Origin of the sequence: Arthrobacter globiformis (genome assembly GCF_030815865.1) — a bacterium.
In the GTDB taxonomy this organism is placed as follows: Bacteria; Actinomycetota; Actinomycetes; order Actinomycetales; family Micrococcaceae; genus Arthrobacter; species Arthrobacter globiformis_B.
Map to the genome: position 1 here is coordinate 4,952,000 of NZ_JAUSXI010000001.1, position 18,201 is coordinate 4,970,200.

Annotated in this window: 18 protein-coding genes and 1 riboswitch; of the genes, 14 read left to right on the forward strand and 4 right to left on the reverse strand. The window is 67.7% G+C overall.

From position 1 onward, the window contains the following. Position 1: 1 nt before the first annotated feature. Positions 2-598, reverse strand: a complete 597-nt coding sequence (locus tag QFZ33_RS23145) for a phosphoribosylanthranilate isomerase (protein WP_307031367.1) — start codon at positions 596-598, stop codon at positions 2-4. Between the two features lie 105 nt (positions 599-703). Here QFZ33_RS23145 and QFZ33_RS23150 point away from each other — a divergent pair, with 105 nt between their 5' ends. The 5 genes from QFZ33_RS23150 (at position 704) to QFZ33_RS23170 (ending at position 3,468) form a co-directional block, all read left to right on the forward strand. Then, a complete protein-coding gene (locus QFZ33_RS23150; protein WP_307031369.1) occupies positions 704-1,336 on the forward strand; it encodes a HutD/Ves family protein in 633 nt (210 codons plus the stop codon). 43 nt (positions 1,337-1,379) lie between these two features. Further along, the gene (locus tag QFZ33_RS23155; RefSeq protein WP_307031371.1) at positions 1,380-1,910 is read left to right on the forward strand and encodes a ferritin; all 531 of its coding nucleotides are present in this window, start codon (positions 1,380-1,382) and stop codon (positions 1,908-1,910) included. A gap of 108 nt (positions 1,911-2,018) precedes the next feature. Then, positions 2,019-2,086: riboswitch (guanidine-III (ykkC-III) riboswitch) on the forward strand. 9 nt (positions 2,087-2,095) lie between these two features. Next, positions 2,096-2,419, forward strand: coding sequence for a DMT family transporter (locus QFZ33_RS23160; RefSeq protein WP_307031373.1), 324 nt, complete (start codon positions 2,096-2,098; stop codon positions 2,417-2,419). Then, entirely contained in the window at positions 2,419-2,790 is a 372-nt protein-coding gene (locus QFZ33_RS23165) for a DMT family transporter (RefSeq protein ID WP_307031972.1), read from the forward strand. Before QFZ33_RS23160 ends, QFZ33_RS23165 begins: the two co-directional genes overlap by 1 nt. Positions 2,791-2,817: 27 nt before the next feature. Next, positions 2,818-3,468, forward strand: coding sequence for an MBL fold metallo-hydrolase (locus QFZ33_RS23170; RefSeq protein WP_307031375.1), 651 nt, complete (start codon positions 2,818-2,820; stop codon positions 3,466-3,468). A 92-nt stretch (positions 3,469-3,560) separates the two neighbouring features. Here QFZ33_RS23170 and QFZ33_RS23175 read toward each other — a convergent pair whose 3' ends face one another. Beyond that, complete coding sequence (locus QFZ33_RS23175; protein WP_307031377.1) at positions 3,561-5,411, reverse strand: DEAD/DEAH box helicase; 1,851 nt, start codon at positions 5,409-5,411, stop codon at positions 3,561-3,563. Positions 5,412-6,105: 694 nt separating this feature from the next. Between QFZ33_RS23175 and cycA the strand changes: the two genes are divergently transcribed. The 7 genes from cycA (at position 6,106) to QFZ33_RS23210 (ending at position 12,964) form a co-directional block, all read left to right on the forward strand. Then, the gene (cycA, locus tag QFZ33_RS23180; RefSeq protein WP_307031379.1) at positions 6,106-7,602 is read left to right on the forward strand and encodes a D-serine/D-alanine/glycine transporter; all 1,497 of its coding nucleotides are present in this window, start codon (positions 6,106-6,108) and stop codon (positions 7,600-7,602) included. A 260-nt stretch (positions 7,603-7,862) separates the two neighbouring features. After that, entirely contained in the window at positions 7,863-8,210 is a 348-nt protein-coding gene (locus tag QFZ33_RS23185; RefSeq protein WP_307031381.1) for a molybdopterin oxidoreductase, read from the forward strand. Then, a complete protein-coding gene (gene nirB / locus QFZ33_RS23190) occupies positions 8,210-10,723 on the forward strand; it encodes a nitrite reductase large subunit NirB (protein ID WP_307031384.1) in 2,514 nt (837 codons plus the stop codon). The genes QFZ33_RS23185 and nirB overlap by 1 nt, the downstream gene beginning before the upstream one ends. Then, positions 10,720-11,049: a Rieske (2Fe-2S) protein gene (locus QFZ33_RS23195; RefSeq protein ID WP_307031386.1), complete on the forward strand. Its 330-nt coding sequence runs from the start codon at positions 10,720-10,722 to the stop codon at positions 11,047-11,049. The genes nirB and QFZ33_RS23195 overlap by 4 nt, the downstream gene beginning before the upstream one ends. Before the next feature lie 57 nt (positions 11,050-11,106). Next, entirely contained in the window at positions 11,107-11,508 is a 402-nt protein-coding gene (locus QFZ33_RS23200) for a DUF1801 domain-containing protein (protein ID WP_307031388.1), read from the forward strand. After that, a complete protein-coding gene (locus QFZ33_RS23205) occupies positions 11,505-12,257 on the forward strand; it encodes an SAM-dependent methyltransferase (RefSeq protein ID WP_307031390.1) in 753 nt (250 codons plus the stop codon). The genes QFZ33_RS23200 and QFZ33_RS23205 overlap by 4 nt, the downstream gene beginning before the upstream one ends. A 110-nt stretch (positions 12,258-12,367) precedes the next feature. Then, positions 12,368-12,964 (forward strand): dihydrofolate reductase family protein, encoded by a 597-nt coding sequence (locus QFZ33_RS23210; protein WP_307031392.1) that lies wholly within the window; start codon positions 12,368-12,370, stop codon positions 12,962-12,964. Between the two features lie 88 nt (positions 12,965-13,052). Here QFZ33_RS23210 and QFZ33_RS23215 read toward each other — a convergent pair whose 3' ends face one another. Beyond that, positions 13,053-14,450 carry an MFS transporter gene (locus QFZ33_RS23215; RefSeq protein ID WP_307031394.1) on the reverse strand — a complete coding sequence of 466 codons (1,398 nt, stop codon included), beginning with the start codon at positions 14,448-14,450 and terminating at the stop codon, positions 13,053-13,055. A gap of 2 nt (positions 14,451-14,452) precedes the next feature. Then, complete coding sequence (locus QFZ33_RS23220) at positions 14,453-15,511, reverse strand: Lrp/AsnC family transcriptional regulator (RefSeq protein ID WP_307031396.1); 1,059 nt, start codon at positions 15,509-15,511, stop codon at positions 14,453-14,455. A gap of 114 nt (positions 15,512-15,625) precedes the next feature. Between QFZ33_RS23220 and QFZ33_RS23225 the strand changes: the two genes are divergently transcribed. After that, complete coding sequence (locus tag QFZ33_RS23225; RefSeq protein ID WP_307031398.1) at positions 15,626-16,885, forward strand: M20 metallopeptidase family protein; 1,260 nt, start codon at positions 15,626-15,628, stop codon at positions 16,883-16,885. 23 nt (positions 16,886-16,908) lie between these two features. Continuing rightward, complete coding sequence (locus tag QFZ33_RS23230; RefSeq protein WP_307031399.1) at positions 16,909-18,198, forward strand: MFS transporter; 1,290 nt, start codon at positions 16,909-16,911, stop codon at positions 18,196-18,198. Positions 18,199-18,201: the final 3 nt, after the last annotated feature.

The window sequence follows — 18,201 nt, forward strand, 5'->3', positions numbered from 1 at the left end:
GTCAGCCTTTGGCTGCCGTCACGAAGGCCCTGATCTTGGCCAGGTCCTTCACTCCCCTGCTTTGTTCGACGCCGGACGAGACGTCCACGCCCCACGCGCCGGCATCACGGGCGGCCTGGGATACGTTGGCGGGATCGAGGCCGCCGGCTAGGAGCCACTGCCGTCCCGCCAGGCCTTTGGCGCGCACGGAACCGTAGTCCCAGGCCTCGCCGGAACCGGGAACTGCGGCGTCGATAAGCAGCAGTTCCTCGCCCCAGTTGGTAAACGCGTCTGGTGCGGCACCCATGGTGACGGCGCGGATGATCTTCATGCCGGCGTCGTGCGCTGTTTTTACGTCGTCCGGCGTGCGCTCACCGTGAAGCTGGATCCAGCCAAGCCCGGCGGCGCGGGCGATGGCCACCGCGTCGGCGGCCGGTTCGGAACGGAAGACGCCGACGGCGGCCACACCGTCGGGCACGGCCTTCACGAGCTGGGTGACCTGCGCGGGCGACACCACGCGGGGGCTGGCCGTCAGGACAAAGCCGACGGCGTCCGCTCCGGCTTCCACGGCTTCCCGGACTGATTCAGGCGTGCTCAGGCCGCAGACTTTGACGAACATTCACCGGCTCCTCGTTGTTGAAAGCGTCGCCCACGACCGCAGCGATCCGTCGCCGACTTTACGCGGGGAAGGAGGGTGCGGGCAACGCGCGGATAGGCTGGGCTGATGCAGATCATCCGCTTCGCCGACCTCAAACCCCAGCCCTGGCGCAACGGCGGCGGTGTCACCCGCGAGCTGGCCAGCCATCGCGGGGGCGCTTCGTCTGATGTCGCTGCGTCTGGGGCCACGTCATCGGACGACGGCGCGTGGGACTGGCGGGTCAGCATTGCCGACGTCACCAGTGCCGGGGAGTATTCCCCCTTTCCCGGGATGGAACGCGTGCTGACCGTGGTCGAGGGCGAACTGCTGTTGCTGGCCGTGGACGGGACCGAGCACCCGCTCGAAAGGTACCGGCCCTTCAGGTTCGCCGGCGGCGCGGACTCCTCCTCGGCCCTGCCCACGGGGGATGTCCGCAACCTCAACGTCATCGCCCGGGAGGGCGCTTTCAAGGCGTACACCTCCATCGTGGAGCTGTCCAAGAAGCGGGCCCATCCCGTGTTCGAAGGCCAGCTGGGCATCCTGCTGCAGGGCCAGGCGGCGGTTACCGCAGGTGCCGATGCACGTGAGCCGGCCGGTGAGGTTACTGAACCTGTTCCGCTCAGCCGCTACGACGCAGTGGTGGGTTCGGACAGCCAGACGCCGGAGATCCTGGGCCGCGGGTTCCTGGCCGTGGTGTCCATCGACCCGGTGACCGACTAGCAGCTCTGGTCCGCAGCCGGTACCGGAACCTAGACTCGGTGCCATGACCAAGTCAAAATTCAGCGACCTCCTGCTGCTGCAGATCGGCAACGAATTCGCGGCCTCGCAGCAGTACATTGCCGTGGCCGTCTGGTTCACCAACCAGGACCTCCCCCAACTGGCCAGGTACTTCTACCGGCAGTCGGTGGAGGAACGCAACCACGCCATGATGATGGTGCAGTACATGGTGGACCGCGGCGTTTCCGTCAGCATCCCCGGCGTGCCCGCCGTCCGCAATGACTTCGCCTCCGTCACGGACCCGCTGGCACTCGCGCTGCAGCAGGAGAAGGAAGTCACCCGCAGCATCGAAAGCCTCTTCCGCGCAGCCCGAGCCGAGGACGACGCCCTCGGCGAGCAGTTCATGCTCTGGTTCCTCAAGGAGCAGGTGGAGGAAGTCGCCTCGATGACCACCCTCCTGAACATCGCCGAACGGGCGGACAACACCTTCGACATCGAGAACTTCGTCGCCCGGGAAACCATCGGCGACGGCGGACGCGATACAGCAGCACCGGAGGCAGCCGGCGGCACCCTCTGACCGGAGCGTTCTTTGGCGGCGGCCCGCCTCTGACCCGAGGAGCTGAGGCTGGCGGTGAGCTTTAGCACCAGCGGTGGCCGCCGCCGTCGGGCGTTGCTAGGGTGAAACCCAAGGTCCCCCTTTCCCGGGCCTCCGGACGACGGTTCAGTACCCGGTGCGCGACAAGACTGGCCAAAGGATCTGTCATGTCGTGGTTCATCCTCATTTTTTCCGGCGCCCTTGAGGCGGTGTGGGCGGCAGCGCTGCACCGGGCGTCCCAGTCCTCCGGCCGGCGCCGGCTCGCGGCCGGAGCCCTTTTCCTCGTCGCGGTCGTCGCCAGCACCGCAGGCCTCGGCATCGCCATGCGGTCCATTCCCACCGGCACCGCCTACGCGGTATGGGTCGGCGTGGGTGTGGTGCTGACGTCGGCTTATGCGATCGTCGCCAAAGTTGAACGGCCGACGGCGGCGCGGCTCCTGCTGCTCGCCGGAATCGCAGCGTGCGTGGTCGGCCTGAAGGCGGTGGCATGATGCCCGCGAAGCCTTCCACAGCGTGGATCATCCTGCTCGCCTCGGCCGTCCTGGAAGCTGTCTGGGCTACGGCACTGGGCCTGTCTGACGGCCTGACCCGGCCACTGCCTACCGTCATATTCGTAGTGGCCGCCGCGCTCAGCATGCAGGGCCTGGGTATGGCGGTGAAGCACATCCCGCTCGGCACTGCCTACGCCGTCTGGGTGGGGATCGGAGCGGCGCTGACGGTCGGCTGGGCCATGGCCACCGGCGTCGAACCCTTCAGCCTGCTCAAGGTGCTGTTCATCGCAGGCATTGTGGGATGCGCGGCCGGGCTCAAGATGCTGCCGGCGGGGCGGGCCCGTCCGCGCGGGGCTGATTCGGCTCCCTAGACTGGGTCTCCTCTTTAGACTGGGCCCATGGACACGCTCATGCACTCACTTCGGGACATCACCATCCGCCGGATCTCGGTCAGCGAGATGGACAACAACGTGTATCTGCTGACGGCAAAGGAGTCCGGAGCGCAGCTGCTGATTGACGCCGCTGACGACCTGCCGGCCATCCAGGGCCTGCTGGCGGATGCCACGGCGGACACCTCAGGCGAGCCCAGGCTGGCGCTCATCGCCACCACGCACCAGCACTGGGACCACGTGCGCGCACTGCCGGCCCTCGTCGAGGCCACCGGAGCCAAGACCGCTGCCGGCACCGACGACGCCCCGGAACTTCCTGTGAAGGTGGACGTGCTGCTGGACCACGGCGACGTCGGGAACTTCGACGGGTTCGACGTCACGGCCGTCCACCTGCGCGGCCACACCCCCGGCTCCGTGGCGCTGGTTTACCAGGATCCGGAGGGACCGGCGCACATCTTCTCCGGTGACTCCCTGTTCCCCGGCGGCGTGGGCAACACCCAGAAGGACCCCGAGCGGTTCAACCAGCTGCTCACGGACGTCACCGAGCGGATCTTCGGCGTCTATCCGGACGACACCGTGGTGCACCCGGGCCACGGCAAGCCCACGACGCTCGGCGCCGAGCGGCCGCACCTTCAGGAGTGGCGCGCCCGCGGCTGGTGAATCCGGGGTAACAAAAAAGCCGGTGGTTGAGCTTGTCGAAACCCGGGTTTCGAAAAGCTCAACCACCGGCTAGCCTTCACGGCGCTTAGTACCTAGCGGCCGCGGCGCTCGTTCGACGCAGGGGCCGACGCGCGGCGCGGGGCCTTCCGGGCCGGACGTCCGTCACCGGAGCGGCCGCTGCCGCCCGAAGAGGAACCGCCCGAGTACGAGCCGCCCGAGGTGCCGCCAGTGGTTGAGGACCAAACCGGACCGTTGCCGCCGGCCTTGCTGCCAGCCGCTGCCCGCTGGCCGGTAGCGGGACGTCCGCTCCGCTGGCCGCCGGTGGCCGGGCGGCCGGTGCCGCCGCGGGGGGCATCGCTGCGGGTGAACCGGGATTCGGAACGTCCGTCCGAACCGCGGCCAGCCGATGAACGGCCACCAGCCGCAGGAACGTCGTTGCGGTGCGTGGACACCGTGCCACGGCCACGTGCGTTGCGGCGGGCTGCAGCCGCCGCAGTGGCGCGGTCCTCGTTCTGCTCGACTACGCGGTCTGCAGCGTCGCGGGCAGCGGCGCGGCCCTCGTAGGCAGCGGCGCGGCGTTCGGCGCGGGGGAGGTCCGTGCGCGGGGCCTCAGCGGAAACCCGCCCGCGGCCGCCGCGACCGCCCCGGCCGCCGGCCGTGGGTGATGCCTGGCGGCGTGCGCGCTTCCGCTCCGCGTTGGCGCCGGTGGAGGTGCCGCCGCCCTGGTTGGCTTTGGCGGCCAGCAGCGCGGCGCGGGTGCGCGGATCGATCTTGTCAGCCATTTCGCCCACCAGTTCTGCAACCAGCGGGGAGTTGGCACTGACGCGCTCGAAGTTGACCTCAACGCCGGCAGCCTTCATCAGCTTCTTGACGTCAGACTGCTGCTCCGGGAGGGTCAACGTGACCACGGTGCCGTCGGAACCGGCGCGTGCCGTACGGCCGGAGCGGTGCAGGTAGGCCTTGTGCTCCGTGGGCGGGTCAACGTGGATAACCAGTTCGACGTCGTCCACGTGGACGCCGCGGGCGGCGACGTCGGTGGCCACCAGGACGCGGACGTCACCGGAGGAGAACTCGGCAAGGTTGCGGTCGCGGGCGTTCTGCGACAGGTTGCCGTGCAGGTCGACGGCGGGAATCCCGGCGTCGGTCAGGGTCTTGGCCAGCTTACGGGCGTGGTGCTTGGTCCGCATGAAGAGCACGCGGCGGCCGGCGCCGGAGGCGAGCTCGACGATCAGCTGCTTCTTGACCGTCTGGTCGTTGACCACCAGCACGTGGTGCTCCATCGTGGTCACTGCGGCCTGGGGGTCGTCCACGGAGTGGGTCAGCGGGTTGGACAGGTAGCGCTGGACGATCTTGTCCACGCCGTTGTCCAGGGTGGCGGAGAACAGCAGGCGCTGGCCCTGGCTGGGGGTCATGTCCATCAGCTTCTTCACCACGGGCAGGAAGCCGAGGTCAGCCATGTGGTCGGCCTCGTCCAGAACGGTGATTTCCACTGCCTCGAGGGTCAGGATGCGCTGGCGGATGAGGTCCTCCAGCCGGCCCGGGCAGGCGATGACGATGTCGACGCCGGCGCGCAGGGCCTTTTCCTGGCGTGCCTGGGAGATACCGCCGTAGATCACGGTGGTGTTCAGGCCCATGGCCTTGGCCAGCGGCTCGATGGTGGCGTTGATCTGAGTGGCGAGCTCACGGGTCGGCGCGAGGACCAGGCCCATGGGGCGCCCGGGCTTGCGGAAGTGCTTGGCTTCCCGCTCAGCGAGTCGTGCTACAAGCGGGATGGCAAACGCGATGGTCTTACCGGAGCCTGTGCGGCCTCGGCCCAGGACGTCGCGGCCGGCCAGGGTATCCGGCAGGGTCTTGACCTGGATGGGGAAGGGGGATTCGATGCCCTGGGCAGTCAGGGTTTCGGAGAGTGCCTTGGGCGTGCCGAGGGCAGCAAAAGTAGTCATATGCGTTTATCAGGGTCTTTCAGGCGGTATCCAGCGGATATCGGCCCCCGACGCCGGTTGGCGCAGGGGGTCGCCGAAGAAAAGTCAGGTGGTCAACCGGGCTGCTGCCAGTTTCAGACAGCGGCCGCCGGGACCATTAGCGTTCATCGACGCAGGATGTGCCTCTCACATGAAAAAAGCCCACCAGAAGCGGGCATCACTGCACATCAAGTCCCACCAGTCTACCATCCGCGCCGTCCGGACCCGTTCCGGCCCGCTTCCGCCCCCTTGCCGGCTCCTTTTGCGGCCTCGACCGGTAGCGCTGGCCGTGCATTTGTCCCCTCGCGGCACCGCCCAGTGATGCGTGACGCAGCTCACTGACAACAATGGACGACATTTGGGACTGGCATGCTGGACATATGTCGAAGACTATTGCGGCGTTTCGCACTCAGTGCGAATTTCCTGCCGGCCGGGCTGATTACCGGCTGGACTGCGGGAATGCGCTTTTCCGGCGGGCCGCTCCGCCCGGCGCGCGGACGTCGCGCCCGTCCGCCGCCGGGCGGCGCGGGCGGCGGGCGCACGCTTTGCCGCGTTCCGCCGCTCATAGTCTTAACACCATCCCAACTGTTAGTTCCGTCACATCTGCGGCGGACCGACGCGGCCGGCACGGCAACTTCCTGTTCGTGCCGGCACCTGTGACAAGGAAGAAGACTTGATGTCTGAACGCACCACCAGCATTTCCGTTCAACCGTCCACAGAGGGTGCTGAATCCGGCCAAAGCAGGGAACCGCACCTGGCCCGCGGACTTGGCAACCGCCACATCCAGCTCCTGGCCATCGGCGGCGCCATCGGCACCGGCCTGTTCATGGGCTCCGGCAAGACCATCTCCCTCGCCGGCCCGTCCGTCATCTTCGTGTACATGATCATCGGCTTCATGCTGTTCTTCGTCATGCGGGCCATGGGCGAGATCCTGCTCTCCAACCTGAACTACAAGTCCTTCAGCGACTTCGCCGGCGACATCCTTGGCCCCTGGGCAGGCTTCTTCACCGGGTGGTCCTACTGGTTCTTCTGGGTAGTGACGGGCGTGGCCGATATCGTAGCCATCGCCGGTTACGTGGACAAGCTGGCCCCGGGCACTCCCCTCTGGATCCCGGCACTGATCACTCCCGTGGTCCTCATCCTGCTGAACCTTCCCACCGTCAAGGCCTTCGGCGAGGCGGAGTTCTGGTTCGCCATCATCAAGGTGGTGGCAATCCTCGCCCTGATCGCCACAGGTGTGGTCATGATCGCCACCAACTTCACCTCGCCGAGCGGCGCGGTGGCTAACCTGGCGAACATGTGGAACGACGGCGGCATGTTCCCGCACGGCCTGTTCGGCTTCATCCTCGGCTTCCAGATCGCCATCTTCGCTTTCGCCGGCATCGAACTAGTGGGCACCGCAGCCGCCGAAACCAAGAACCCGGAAAAGAACCTCCCCCGGGCCATCAACTCGATCCCGATCCGTGTCCTGCTCTTCTACGTGGGCGCCCTTGTGGTCATCATGGCCGTCAACCCGTGGCGGAGCATCGACGCCGCCAGCAGCCCGTTCATCGGCATGTTCACCCTCGCCGGCCTGGGCATCGCCGCCGTCGTGATCAACCTGGTGGTCCTCACCTCGGCCGCCTCCAGTGCCAACTCCGGCATTTACTCCACCTCGCGCATGGTCTACGGCCTCGCGCAGGACGGCAACGCCCCGAAGGCCTTCGGCAAGCTCAGCGTCCGCAAGGTTCCGCAGAATGCACTCCTGTTCTCGTGCATCTTCCTGCTGGCCGGCCTGGTCCTGCTGTACGCGGGCGACTCCGTGATCGGCGCCTTCACCATCGTCACCTCCGTGGCTTCGGTGCTGACCATGTTCGTCTGGTCGATGATCCTCATCAGCTACATCGTGTTCCGCCGCCGCCGGCCGGAACTCCACGAGGCGTCCGCCTTCAAGATGCCGGGTTCGGCCTTCATGCCCTACGTGGTCCTGGCCTTCTTCGCGTTCATGCTCGTGGCCCTGGCCCAGGCCGAGGACACCCGCCTGGCGCTGGTGGTTGCCCCGGTGTGGTTCCTGCTGCTGGGCGCTGCCTGGCACTTCAACCGCCAGACGCCCCTGCAGCAGGCCCGGATCGCGGAGTGGAAGGCCGAGGGTGCCAGCGTTCCCGCCCCTGCGGCCGGCTCCGGCACGGCCTAGATCCTTCATGCGGCTTGACCCCGCGGGCTGAGCCCGCATCCCGAAAAACCGCGCCGCGGCCACCCCGGTGGTCCGCGGCGCGGTTTTTCTTTTCTTTGCCCTGTTCTTCTTTGGCCAGGTCCAGCTCCGGTAAGCGGTGAGGAAGGTGTTAAGCGGAAATTACACAGGGCGCCGGGCGCTGTAACACGTGCGGCGAAGGATGGACCCATGCCGGGCTGATGGCAGCGGCCGCAGCGTCCCTCCGCCGAAAGGATCCGACCGTGATCTTGAAGAACATCTTCCTTCAGGGCATCTTCCCGTTCGACGGTGCAGGGCTCGAAAAAGCCGTGCCCATCCACAGCCAGCTCTCCCATTTCGTCCCGGACGGCGTGATCAACCAGACGCTGTATTTCCGTGGCGGCAACTCCTCCCCCGAACTGATCACGGTGGTTCTGATGCGGGACGGCGTGCCCATGCGGTACTTCCCGATTGCTGCCAAAGGGGACGTCCACGTCCCGCTGCGCGTCGTGGAGGACATCGACGGCGGCTCGCTGATCGAGCTGAGATTGCTGGCGGACACGGGGGTCAGCGGCTCCGTCGTCATCGACATGGGCATGGTGGAGCACTGATGACCGCCCTCGCCAGCCGCTCCGCGCGGAGCACGCCGGGTGATACCCGCCGCCGGCTTGTGGTGATCGGCAACGGGATGGCCGGCGCCCGGGCCGTCGAGGAAATCCTGGCCCGCGGCGGCGCCGTCCAGCACAGAATCACCATGTTCGGCGACGAGCCCTATGGCAATTACAACCGGATCATGCTCAGCCATGTCCTCTCCGGCGAGGAGGACACCGGAAACATCTTCCTCAATTCACTGGCCTGGTATCGGGAAAACGACATCACGCTGCACAGCGGCGTCCGGGTGGAGAGGATCGACCGTTTCGCCAAGCTGGTGTTCTCCGACGACGGCCGGGCCACTCCGTACGATGTGCTGATCATCGCCACCGGCAGCCGCTCGCACCTGCCGCCGATGGACGGCATGTACACGCCGGGCGGGCGGCTGCTGCCCGGGATCTTCGCCTTCCGCACCATCGATGACACCACGGGCATGGTGTCATACGCCCAACAGGACCACCACCACCGCGCCGTGGTGATCGGTGGCGGACTGCTGGGGCTGGAGGCCGCGCGCGGCCTCCAAAGCCACGGCATCGACGTCGAGGTGGTCCACTCCGGCGGGCATCTGATGAACGCACAGATGGGCCCCGACGGCGGTGCGGTCCTGCGCCGCAGTGTGGAGGCGCTCGGCATAAGGGTCCGCACGGGCAGCCGGACCACCGCCATCCTTGGCGGCGGCAAGGTGCGCGGTGTCCAATTGCGGAACGAGCCGGACATCGAATGCGACATGGTGGTAGTGGCGGCCGGAATCCGCCCCAATGTGGAGGTGGCCGTGACCAGCGGCCTGCCGGTGGAGCGGGCCATCGTGGTGGACGACCATATGCGTGTCCCGGACGAGGACGAGATCTACGCCGTCGGTGAGTGCGTCCAGCACCGCGGCGAAGTGTACGGTCTGGTGGCGCCGCTGTGGGAGCAAGCCGCTGTGCTGGCCGACCACGTCACCGGAGCAGATCCTTCCTCCGTCTACCTGGGATCCCGCACCGCCACGAAACTCAAGGTGGCCGGCGTCGACGTCGCATCCATGGGGCTGCAGGCCCCGGAACGGGACACCGACGAGCACGTGGTGTTTTCCGAGCCGAGCAGGGGCGTATTCAAGTCCATCGTGATCCGCGACAGCAAGATCGTGGGCGCAACGCTGCTCGGGGACAGCCGTAAAGTGGCCTACCTGACGCAGGCGTTCGATCGCGGGCTGCCGCTACCGGAGGAGCGGGTCTCGCTGCTGTTCGATCTCGGCGGACCGGGCGAGGAAGCCGGCGTGGCCGAGCTCGACGGCGATGCCCAGGTCTGCAACTGCAACGGCGTCAGCAAGCAGGCGATCGCGGACACCGTTAAGGGCGGCTGCACCACGCTGTCCGGCGTCATGGACGCCACTCGGGCCGGCAAGGGATGCGGCTCCTGCAAGCTGCTGGTCCGGCAGGTGGTGGAATGGGCCGCCGACGGCGCCGTGGAGGAGGATCCGGCAGCGGCCTACTACGTTCCCGGCGTGCCGCTGGAGAAGGTTGCGCTGATGACGGCGATCCGGGAGCAGGGCCTGCGGTCCGTGTCTGCCGTGTTCGCGGCGCTGGCTCCGGACGGTGCCGAGGACGCCAAATCGAAGATGGGGCTGGCATCACTGCTGAAGATGATGTGGGCCGGTGAATACATCGACGAGCGCGATGCGCGGTTCGTCAACGACCGTGTCCACGCCAACATCCAGCGCGACGGCACCTTCTCGGTGGTGCCGCAGATGAAGGGCGGGGTGACCTCCCCGGAGCAGCTCCGCCGTATCGCCGACGTCGCCGATAAATACAACATCCCCATGGTGAAACTGACGGGCGGCCAGCGGATCGACCTGCTTGGTGTTCCCAAGGAGGACCTGCCGAAAGTCTGGGCAGACCTGGACATGCCGTCCGGCTACGCGTACGGCAAGAGCTTCCGGACCGTCAAGACCTGCGTGGGGCAGGATTTCTGCCGCTTCGGCACGGGTGATTCAACGAAGCTGGGCATCGAGATCGAGTCGCGGTTCCAGGGCATCGAGTCACCGGCGAAACTTAAGCTTGCTGTGTCCGGCTGCCCGCGGAACTGCGCCGAATCGCTGGTCAAGGATGTGGGGGTGGTGGCGGTCGACGGCGGGCGCTGGGAAATCTACGTCGGCGGCGCCGCGGGTGCCCACATCCGGCAGGGGGACCTGCTGGCAACCGTGGACGATCCCGAGACCGTGAAGCTGCTGGCCGGACGGTTCATGCAGTACTACCGGGAACGCGCCAACTGGCTCGAACGCACGTATTCCTTCGTGCCGCGGGTAGGGATCGAGCACCTCCGTGCGGTCATCGTGGACGACGCCGAAGGGATAGCCGCCCGGCTCGACGAGGCAATGCAGCGGTCCGTCGACAGCTACGCCGACCCCTGGGCCGAGCGCAACGATCCCCTCACCCACGGCCAGTTCCGTACCTCACTCCCGCTCGAGGTCCTCCCCAAGGTGCCGGTCCGATGAGCGCCGGACTAACCGGCGACGGGCTGCACGTCCTCGGCCCCGTGGACCAGATCCCGGTGGGTGAGGGGCGCGCGTACGGCGTGGCCGGCGAACAGATCGCGGTGTTCCGCCTCCGGGACGGTTCCCTCCGCGCGGTGTCCGCCGTCTGCCCGCACCAGGGCGGCCCCATCGCCGACGGCACCATCGACCGGGCCGTGGTGATGTGCCCGCTGCACCAGCACGCGTTTGAGCTGGAGACAGGCTGCTCCACCTCCGGGGCCGGCTCGCTGCGCAGCTATCACGTGTTCGCGGACGGCGAGCAGAACATCGTCCTCCAACTCCTTTGACGGGCAATGGGAGCCGCGCCCTAGTTGCGTGGCGCGTTCTGTGGCAGGGTAGCCCCCATGGAATACGCTGCCGAACCGCGCGTTGACGCCTATATCTCGGCACTCCCCGAATGGCAGCAGGCCGTGTGCCGGGAGGTCCGCGAGCTAGTCCACGCCGCCGATCCGGAGGTGGCGGAAACCATCAAACGCACCCGCCAGCCCTACTTTGAACTCCAGGGCAACGTCTGTGCCCTCCTGGCCGCCAAGGACCACGTCAACGTTTTCCTCTACGACGGCGGGCTTACGCCGGATCCGGAGCACCTCATCACGGGCGGGCATGAAAACAAGACCGGCCGCACCGTGGCCTTCTACGAAGGCGAGGCCATCAACGGCCCGGCCCTGACGGAGATGTTCAGGTCCATCATCGCCAACAACCGGGCTGGCGGATGGCGCCGAATTAAGAACGGACAGAAACCATGACCGCCCGTCACCCTGCCCCCGAAGGGCACGTCGGCCCTGAAGACCCCGATGCCGCAGCGCACCATTGGGACGAAATGTACCGGAGCCGGCCACGAGTGTGGAGCGGCCGGCCCAACCCGCAACTGGTGGCCGAAGCGGCCGGGCTGGAGCCCGGCACTGCCCTGGACCTTGGCTGCGGTGAGGGTGCCGATGCCCTCTGGCTCGCGGAGCAGGGCTGGACGGTGACCGCGGTGGACGTCTCCGCCGTCGCACTGGAACGCGCCTCCCAGCATGCGGCGGCCTCCGCCGCCGGACAACGCATCACGTGGCTGCAGCGCGACCTTGGGGCGTGGGCGCCCGAGGAGCAGTTCGATCTTGTGTCCGCGCAGTTCCTGCACTCCACCGAGGCGCCATGGCAGCGGCCGCACCAGGTGGCTGCGGATGCGGTGCGGCCGGGCGGAATTTTGCTGATCGTCGGCCACCATCCCGACGGCCTGCCGCCCTGGCGGAGTGCTTCGAATGGGGACAGCCAAGACCAGGGCAGCCACGCTGAGGAGCACAGCCACTCGCACGGGGGCGACGGCCACGGGGGTTCGGAGATGTTCTTCACGGCGGAACAGGCCGCGGCCGAGCTCGGCATCGCGCCGCCCGGCTGGCGACTGGATGTTGCGGCCAGCCGGGAGCGGGAGGCCACGGGCCCGGACGGCCAGTCAGCCGTCCTCGCCGACGCCGTTCTGCGCGCCACCCGCCTGCAGCCGCCACCCACCTAGTCCCGAGTTTTTGTACAGTTATCGTCCTCTAACCACCCATTGACCCTCGATATCTGTACAAAAACTCGCCGCGGGGACCAGGACGGACGCCCATCGAGAGGAGCGCAGGGATGGCCGAGTTGGTCGCCGAGATGACAATGTCCCTGGACGGCTTTATCGCCCTCCCCGACGACTCCGTCAACGGCCTATTCGACTGGTACGGCAACGGCCCGGTGGAAGTTCCCACGGCCAGGCCGGACATGACCTGGCACGTGACTGAAGCCAGCGCCATGCACCTGCGGCGCACCATGTCCACAGCCGGCGCCATGCTGGTGGGCCGCCGGATCTTCGACCTGACGGACGGCTGGGGCGGCCGGCATCCCATCGACTGCCCCATCGTTGTGCTCAGCCATTCGGTCCCGGACGGCTGGCCACGCGACGGCATCCCGTACACCTTTGTCACCACGGGGTTTGCGGATGCAGTCAGGACCGCCACCGCGCTGGCCGGGGACAAGGACGTGTCCCTGGCCGGGCCGGACATCATCCGGCAGGCGATCGACGCCGGGCTCGTGGAGGAGATCCGGGTGAACCTGGCGCGGTGGATCCTCGGCAGCGGCATCAGGTTTTTCGACGACCTCGCGGCGGCCCCGGTAAAGCTGGAGCAGACCGCGGCGGTCCAGGGCGACGCCGTGACCCACCTGTACTACAAGGTCCTCCCCCGCATCTGACCCTTCCATTGGAGTTTTTGTATACGTATCGCGACTTCGAGGCGGTTTAAGTCGCGATATCTGTACAAGGACTCCGGCTCGTTGCGCCTCAGTGGGCCACGCGGGGCGCTATGGCGACCGCGACGGCGGCGATCACCGCGGTCAGCACGAAGACGCCGGCGAACGAGGCCGCCGTCGTCGTAGACGCCGTGAACACAATTCCCGTGGCGGCGAGCGCGAGGGCACCGCCCAGGGAGTCGGAAATAGACATTGCGGAACTGTTGAAGCCTTCCGTGTCCGGCGTGGAAAGTGCCAGTGTCATCACGCTCAGCCTTGGATACGCGAGTCCCATGCCGCCGCCGGCAAGGACCCAGCCGGCAATCGCGACGGCGGCCGGCCAGCCAAACGCGGTCGTCACCAGCGCCAGGGCAATCGCCAGCAGCACCATCACCGAACCGAACCGCACGGCGGCCGGGCTGCCCAGCCGCCCGCCCAGACGGCTCTGGACGCCCGACGCCGCGGCCCAGGCGAGGGCTCCGCCGGTCAGGGTAAGGCCGGCGAACGTTGGCGAGAAGGCGTAGCGCTCCACGAGCAGGTACGGCAGGTACACCTCGGCACCGAAGAATCCGGCCGCAACCAGTCCGCGGATCAGGATCACACTGGGCAGGCCCCGGCGGGCGGTCAGGGTTCCGCGCGGCACCAGCGGCCTGACGGCCAGCAATGCAATCACGACGGCGGCCCCCGCCACGAGCGGTCCGGCCACCGGAAGCCGGGAGGATAGGTTCAGGCCCAGCACCGCAAGCGCTGCCAGGGCAGCCCAGGCCAGCCGCCCCAGCGCCCAGGGCACCTGCCCGCCCGCCGCATCTGCACCGTTCCCGTTCGCGTTGCCATTCCCGTTCGCGTTGCCCGAGCGGACGCCGCGCAGCGCGGGAAGGAGCATCGCCAAGGCAGGGAGTACCAGCACGACGACTCCGAGGAACACCCAGTGCCAGCTCGCCAGCTGGGCAACAAGCCCGGCGGCGAACGGCCCCACGAGAGACGGGATGACCCAGGCGGCGGAGAAGGCGGCGAAGATCTTGGGGTGCAGGACGGCCGGATAGACCCTGGCCACCACGACGTACAGGGCCACGGTCATGGCGCCGCCGCCCAGCCCCTGCACCAGCCGGCCTGCGACCACCGCCCACATGGTGCCGGCCGTGCCCGCGACGAGCAGGCCCAGTGCGAAGACCGCCACGGAGGCGAGCAGCGGGCCGACGGGCCCGCGCCTGTCGGACCAGTTCCCGGCGCCCACCATGCCGATCACGCCGGTGGCCAGCGGGCCCGCGAAGGCGAGCGCGTACAGGCCGGCCCCGCCCAGCTCCCGGCTCACCACGGGCATGATGGTGGTGACGGCGAGGGACTCGAACGCGGCGAGGAACACCAGGGCGCAGGCCCCCACCGTCACCAGCACGTAGGGCCGCTGCAGGATCCCCACACCGACCGGGGCGGAAACGGCAGATCCGTGCATGGTCAGCCCACCAGCTCGGGGGCGCCGGTGGTCACGGCGACAACGTCACCGCTGGCCGTCGAATCGGGGTTGAGCATCCAGCCCACCCGCTTGACCGTCCTCAGCATGACCACGCTCTCCACCAGCTCGATGCCCGGGATGCGCTGCTGAAGTGCCAGCTCCGCGGTCATGACGTCAGCGAGCGACTGCAGCCACATGATGATGACGAAGTTGGTGCGCCCGGTGGTGGAGGCGCTCAGCCGCACGTTCCGGAAGCTGCGGAGCTCCTCGGCCGCCGCTTCATGCTGGCCGGGCGGGACGTTGGCGAACCAGTGGCAGGTGACCGGGAAGCCCGAATACCTCTGCGCAATCTCGCAGCGGAAGGAGAGGACGCCGCTGGCAAGCACCCTGTTCAGCTGGCGCTGCACTGTGGCCGGATGCCGGCCCAACGCCCTGGCGATTTCCGCCGCCGTCGCCCGGCCGTCCGTCGACAGGAACGGCAGGATCGCCAGGTGGCTGGCGGGCAGCGGCTCCCCCACCGCCGCCGAGGGTGCCGACGCTGCGGCTTCGGGACCGGCTAGTGCCCGGAGCGCCTGGAGCTGGCTGCGGTTAAGGACGTTGATGCGCCAGGCGTAGGCCCCGGTATGCAGCCGGGTGGCCAGTGAGGTCTTGTATTTGACCAGCCCCTCGATGCCGTGCAGCTTCGACGCCACAGCGGTGAAGTGCTGCAGGGAGCCGGTGATGACCGTCAGCATCAGGTCCCGGTTGCTCGCTGCCTCCTCCACGGTGACGATCTCGGGCACAGCCGCCAGTGCCCGGGTGACCTCCGCCCGACGGTGGAGCTCGCACTCGACGTCAACGAAGGCGAGGCACATCTTCTGCGGGTCCCCCATCGGATGAGCCGTGACCCAGGCGGCACCGGCGGCGGTGAGGCGCTCCCACCGCGCGGCCAGGGTGGTGGCGTGCACGCCCAGGACCTCCGCGGCCTCGGCCCAGCTCAGCCGCGGTGCGATCTGCAGGGCGTTGATCAGCGCGAGGTCCTCCTCCGTGACGTCCAGCGTTCTTCCCTTCAGTAGGGTCATGCACGAATCCTGCATATTGCCGGGGCTTTTGCATCTTTCCAGCACTTCAGCCGAATGTGAAGCAGGCCACTCCAGGATAGACCCACAGCACCGGACCACCAACGAGGAGAACACGTGCCGATTGCCGCAGACGCCCGCCACATGCAGGAAGACCTTGCCCGGTTCCGCCACAGCCTGCACCGGGAACCCGAAATCGGACTGCAGCTGCCGCGGACCCAGGAAAAGGTACTGAAGGCCCTGGAGGGCCTGCCGTACGAAATCACCCTCGGCAAGGAGACGACGTCGGTCACTGCAGTTCTGCGCGGCGGGGCCATCCGTTCCGACGGATCTTCAGGCACCGCGCCGGCCGTGCTGCTCCGGGCGGACATGGACGGTCTTCCCGTGCAAGAGAAGACCGGCGTCGGATACACCTCCACCGTCGACGGCGCCATGCACGCCTGCGGCCATGACCTCCACACCTCCATGCTCACCGGCGCGGCCACCCTCCTTGCCGAGCGGCGGCACCGGCTGGCGGGCGACGTCGTCCTGATGTTCCAGCCGGGCGAGGAAGGCTTCGACGGCGCGAGCTACATGATCCGCGAAGGCGTCCTGGACGCGCCCGGCCGGCGGGTGGACGCGGCCTACGGCATGCACGTTTTCTCCTCCCTCGAGCCGCACGGAACGTTCTGCACCAAGCCCGGCGTGATGCTCAGCGCCTCGGACGGCCTGGTGGTCACCGTGCTCGGCGCGGGCGGCCACGGCTCCGCCCCGCATTCGGCCAAGGATCCGGTGACTGCCGCAGCCGAGATGGTGACGGCGCTGCAGGTGATGGTCACACGCCAGTTCAACATGTTCGATCCCGTGGTCCTCTCCGTCGGCGTCCTCCACGCGGGCACCAAGCGCAACGTCATCCCGGAAACGGCCCGCATCGAGGCCACCATCCGGACGTTCTCCGAGGAGAACCGGCAGCGGATGATGGATGCCGTCCCGCGGTTGCTCAAGGGCATCGCAGCGGCACACAGCCTCGACGTCAACGTGGACTACCAGCAGGAATACCCCCTCACCATCACCGACCAGGACGAGACGCACACCGCCGAAAACGTCATCACCGAACTGTTCGGCGACTCGAGGCTCTCGCGGTGGGCCACGCCGCTTAGCGGCTCCGAGGATTTCTCCCGGGTCCTGGCCGAGGTGCCCGGCACGTTTGTCGGGCTGAGCGCCGTCCCCCAGGACGCGGACCACGCCACTTCCCCGTTCAACCACTCGCCGTACGCAACGTTCGACGACGGCGTGCTGGCTGACGGTGCCGCGCTCTACGCGGAACTCGCCATCAACCGCCTGGATGCCCTGGCCGCCGCCAGCGCCCGGGTCCCCGCCTCCGTTCCGGCTCTCTAGCCGCCCACTCCAGGGAGACAACCATGACCGCCATCATCAACGCCCAGCGCGAGGGCCGGATCACGACCCGCAAGACCATCATCGGCACCGGCATCGGAAACGCCGTCGAATGGTACGACTGGGCCATCTACGCCACTTTCACCCCCTTCATCGCCAGCCAGCTATTCAGCAAGTCCGACCCCGCTTCAGCCGTGCTGTCCACGCTGGCGATCTTCGCCGTCGGGTTCGTTGCCCGTCCGTTCGGCGGTTTCCTGTTCGGCTGGATCGGTGACCGGGTGGGCCGCAAGGCGTCCATGACGCTCGCCGTCGGCCTGGCGTCGCTGGGCAGCCTCATGATCGGCATCGCCCCCACGTTCGCCAGCGTCGGTGCCTTCGCGTCGTTGATGCTGCTGGTGGCCCGGCTGGTCCAGGGCCTGGCCCACGGCGGCGAGCTGCCGTCGTCGCAGACCTATCTTTCTGAAATGGCACCCAGGGAACACCGCGGCTTCTGGGCCACTCTGATCTACACCTCCGGCACGGTGGGGATCCTGTTCGGAACGCTGCTGGGCGCCGTCCTGAACATGGCACTGACCACGGAGGTCATGAACGCCTGGGGCTGGCGCATCCCGTTCCTGATCGGGGCCGCGATGGGCCTGTACGCACTGATCATGCGGTCGAAGCTCCACGAGACGGACGTGTTCGAAGGCGAAACCACAAAGGAGAAGCGCGCCCCGCTCTGGCCGCAGATTGTCCGGTACCGCAAGCAGGCGCTGCAGGTGATCGGCCTGACCGTGGGCCTCACGGTGATCTACTACATCTGGGGCGTGGTGGCACCCAGCTACGCCACCACCGCGCTGAAGATAGACCGTGGCGAGGCACTCTGGGCCGGCGTCATCGGCAACATCGTGTTCATTGCCGCGCTGCCGTTCTGGGGCAAGCTCTCGGACCGGATCGGCCGCAAGAAGGTGCTGTGGGCCGGCGCAATCGGCTCCGCCGTGATGCACTTCCCGATGACGTGGCTGCTGAAGGATTCCGCCTGGCAGCTGGCCGTGAGCATGTCCGTAATGCTGATCTTCATCGCCGCGAGCGCCGCCATCGTTCCGGCCGTGTACGCCGAGCTGTTTCCCACGAGCATCCGCACCGTGGGCGTGGGCGTGCCGTACTCGATCTGCGTGGCAGTGTTCGGCGGGACGGCGCCCTACCTGCAGCAGTGGCTGGGCACCACCGTCCACATGCCGGACCTGTTCAACGTCTACGCGGTGGTGCTGCTGGCCATCAGCGTGGCGTTCATCTTCACCATCCCCGAGACCAGAGGCAAGGACCTGACTCACTAACCC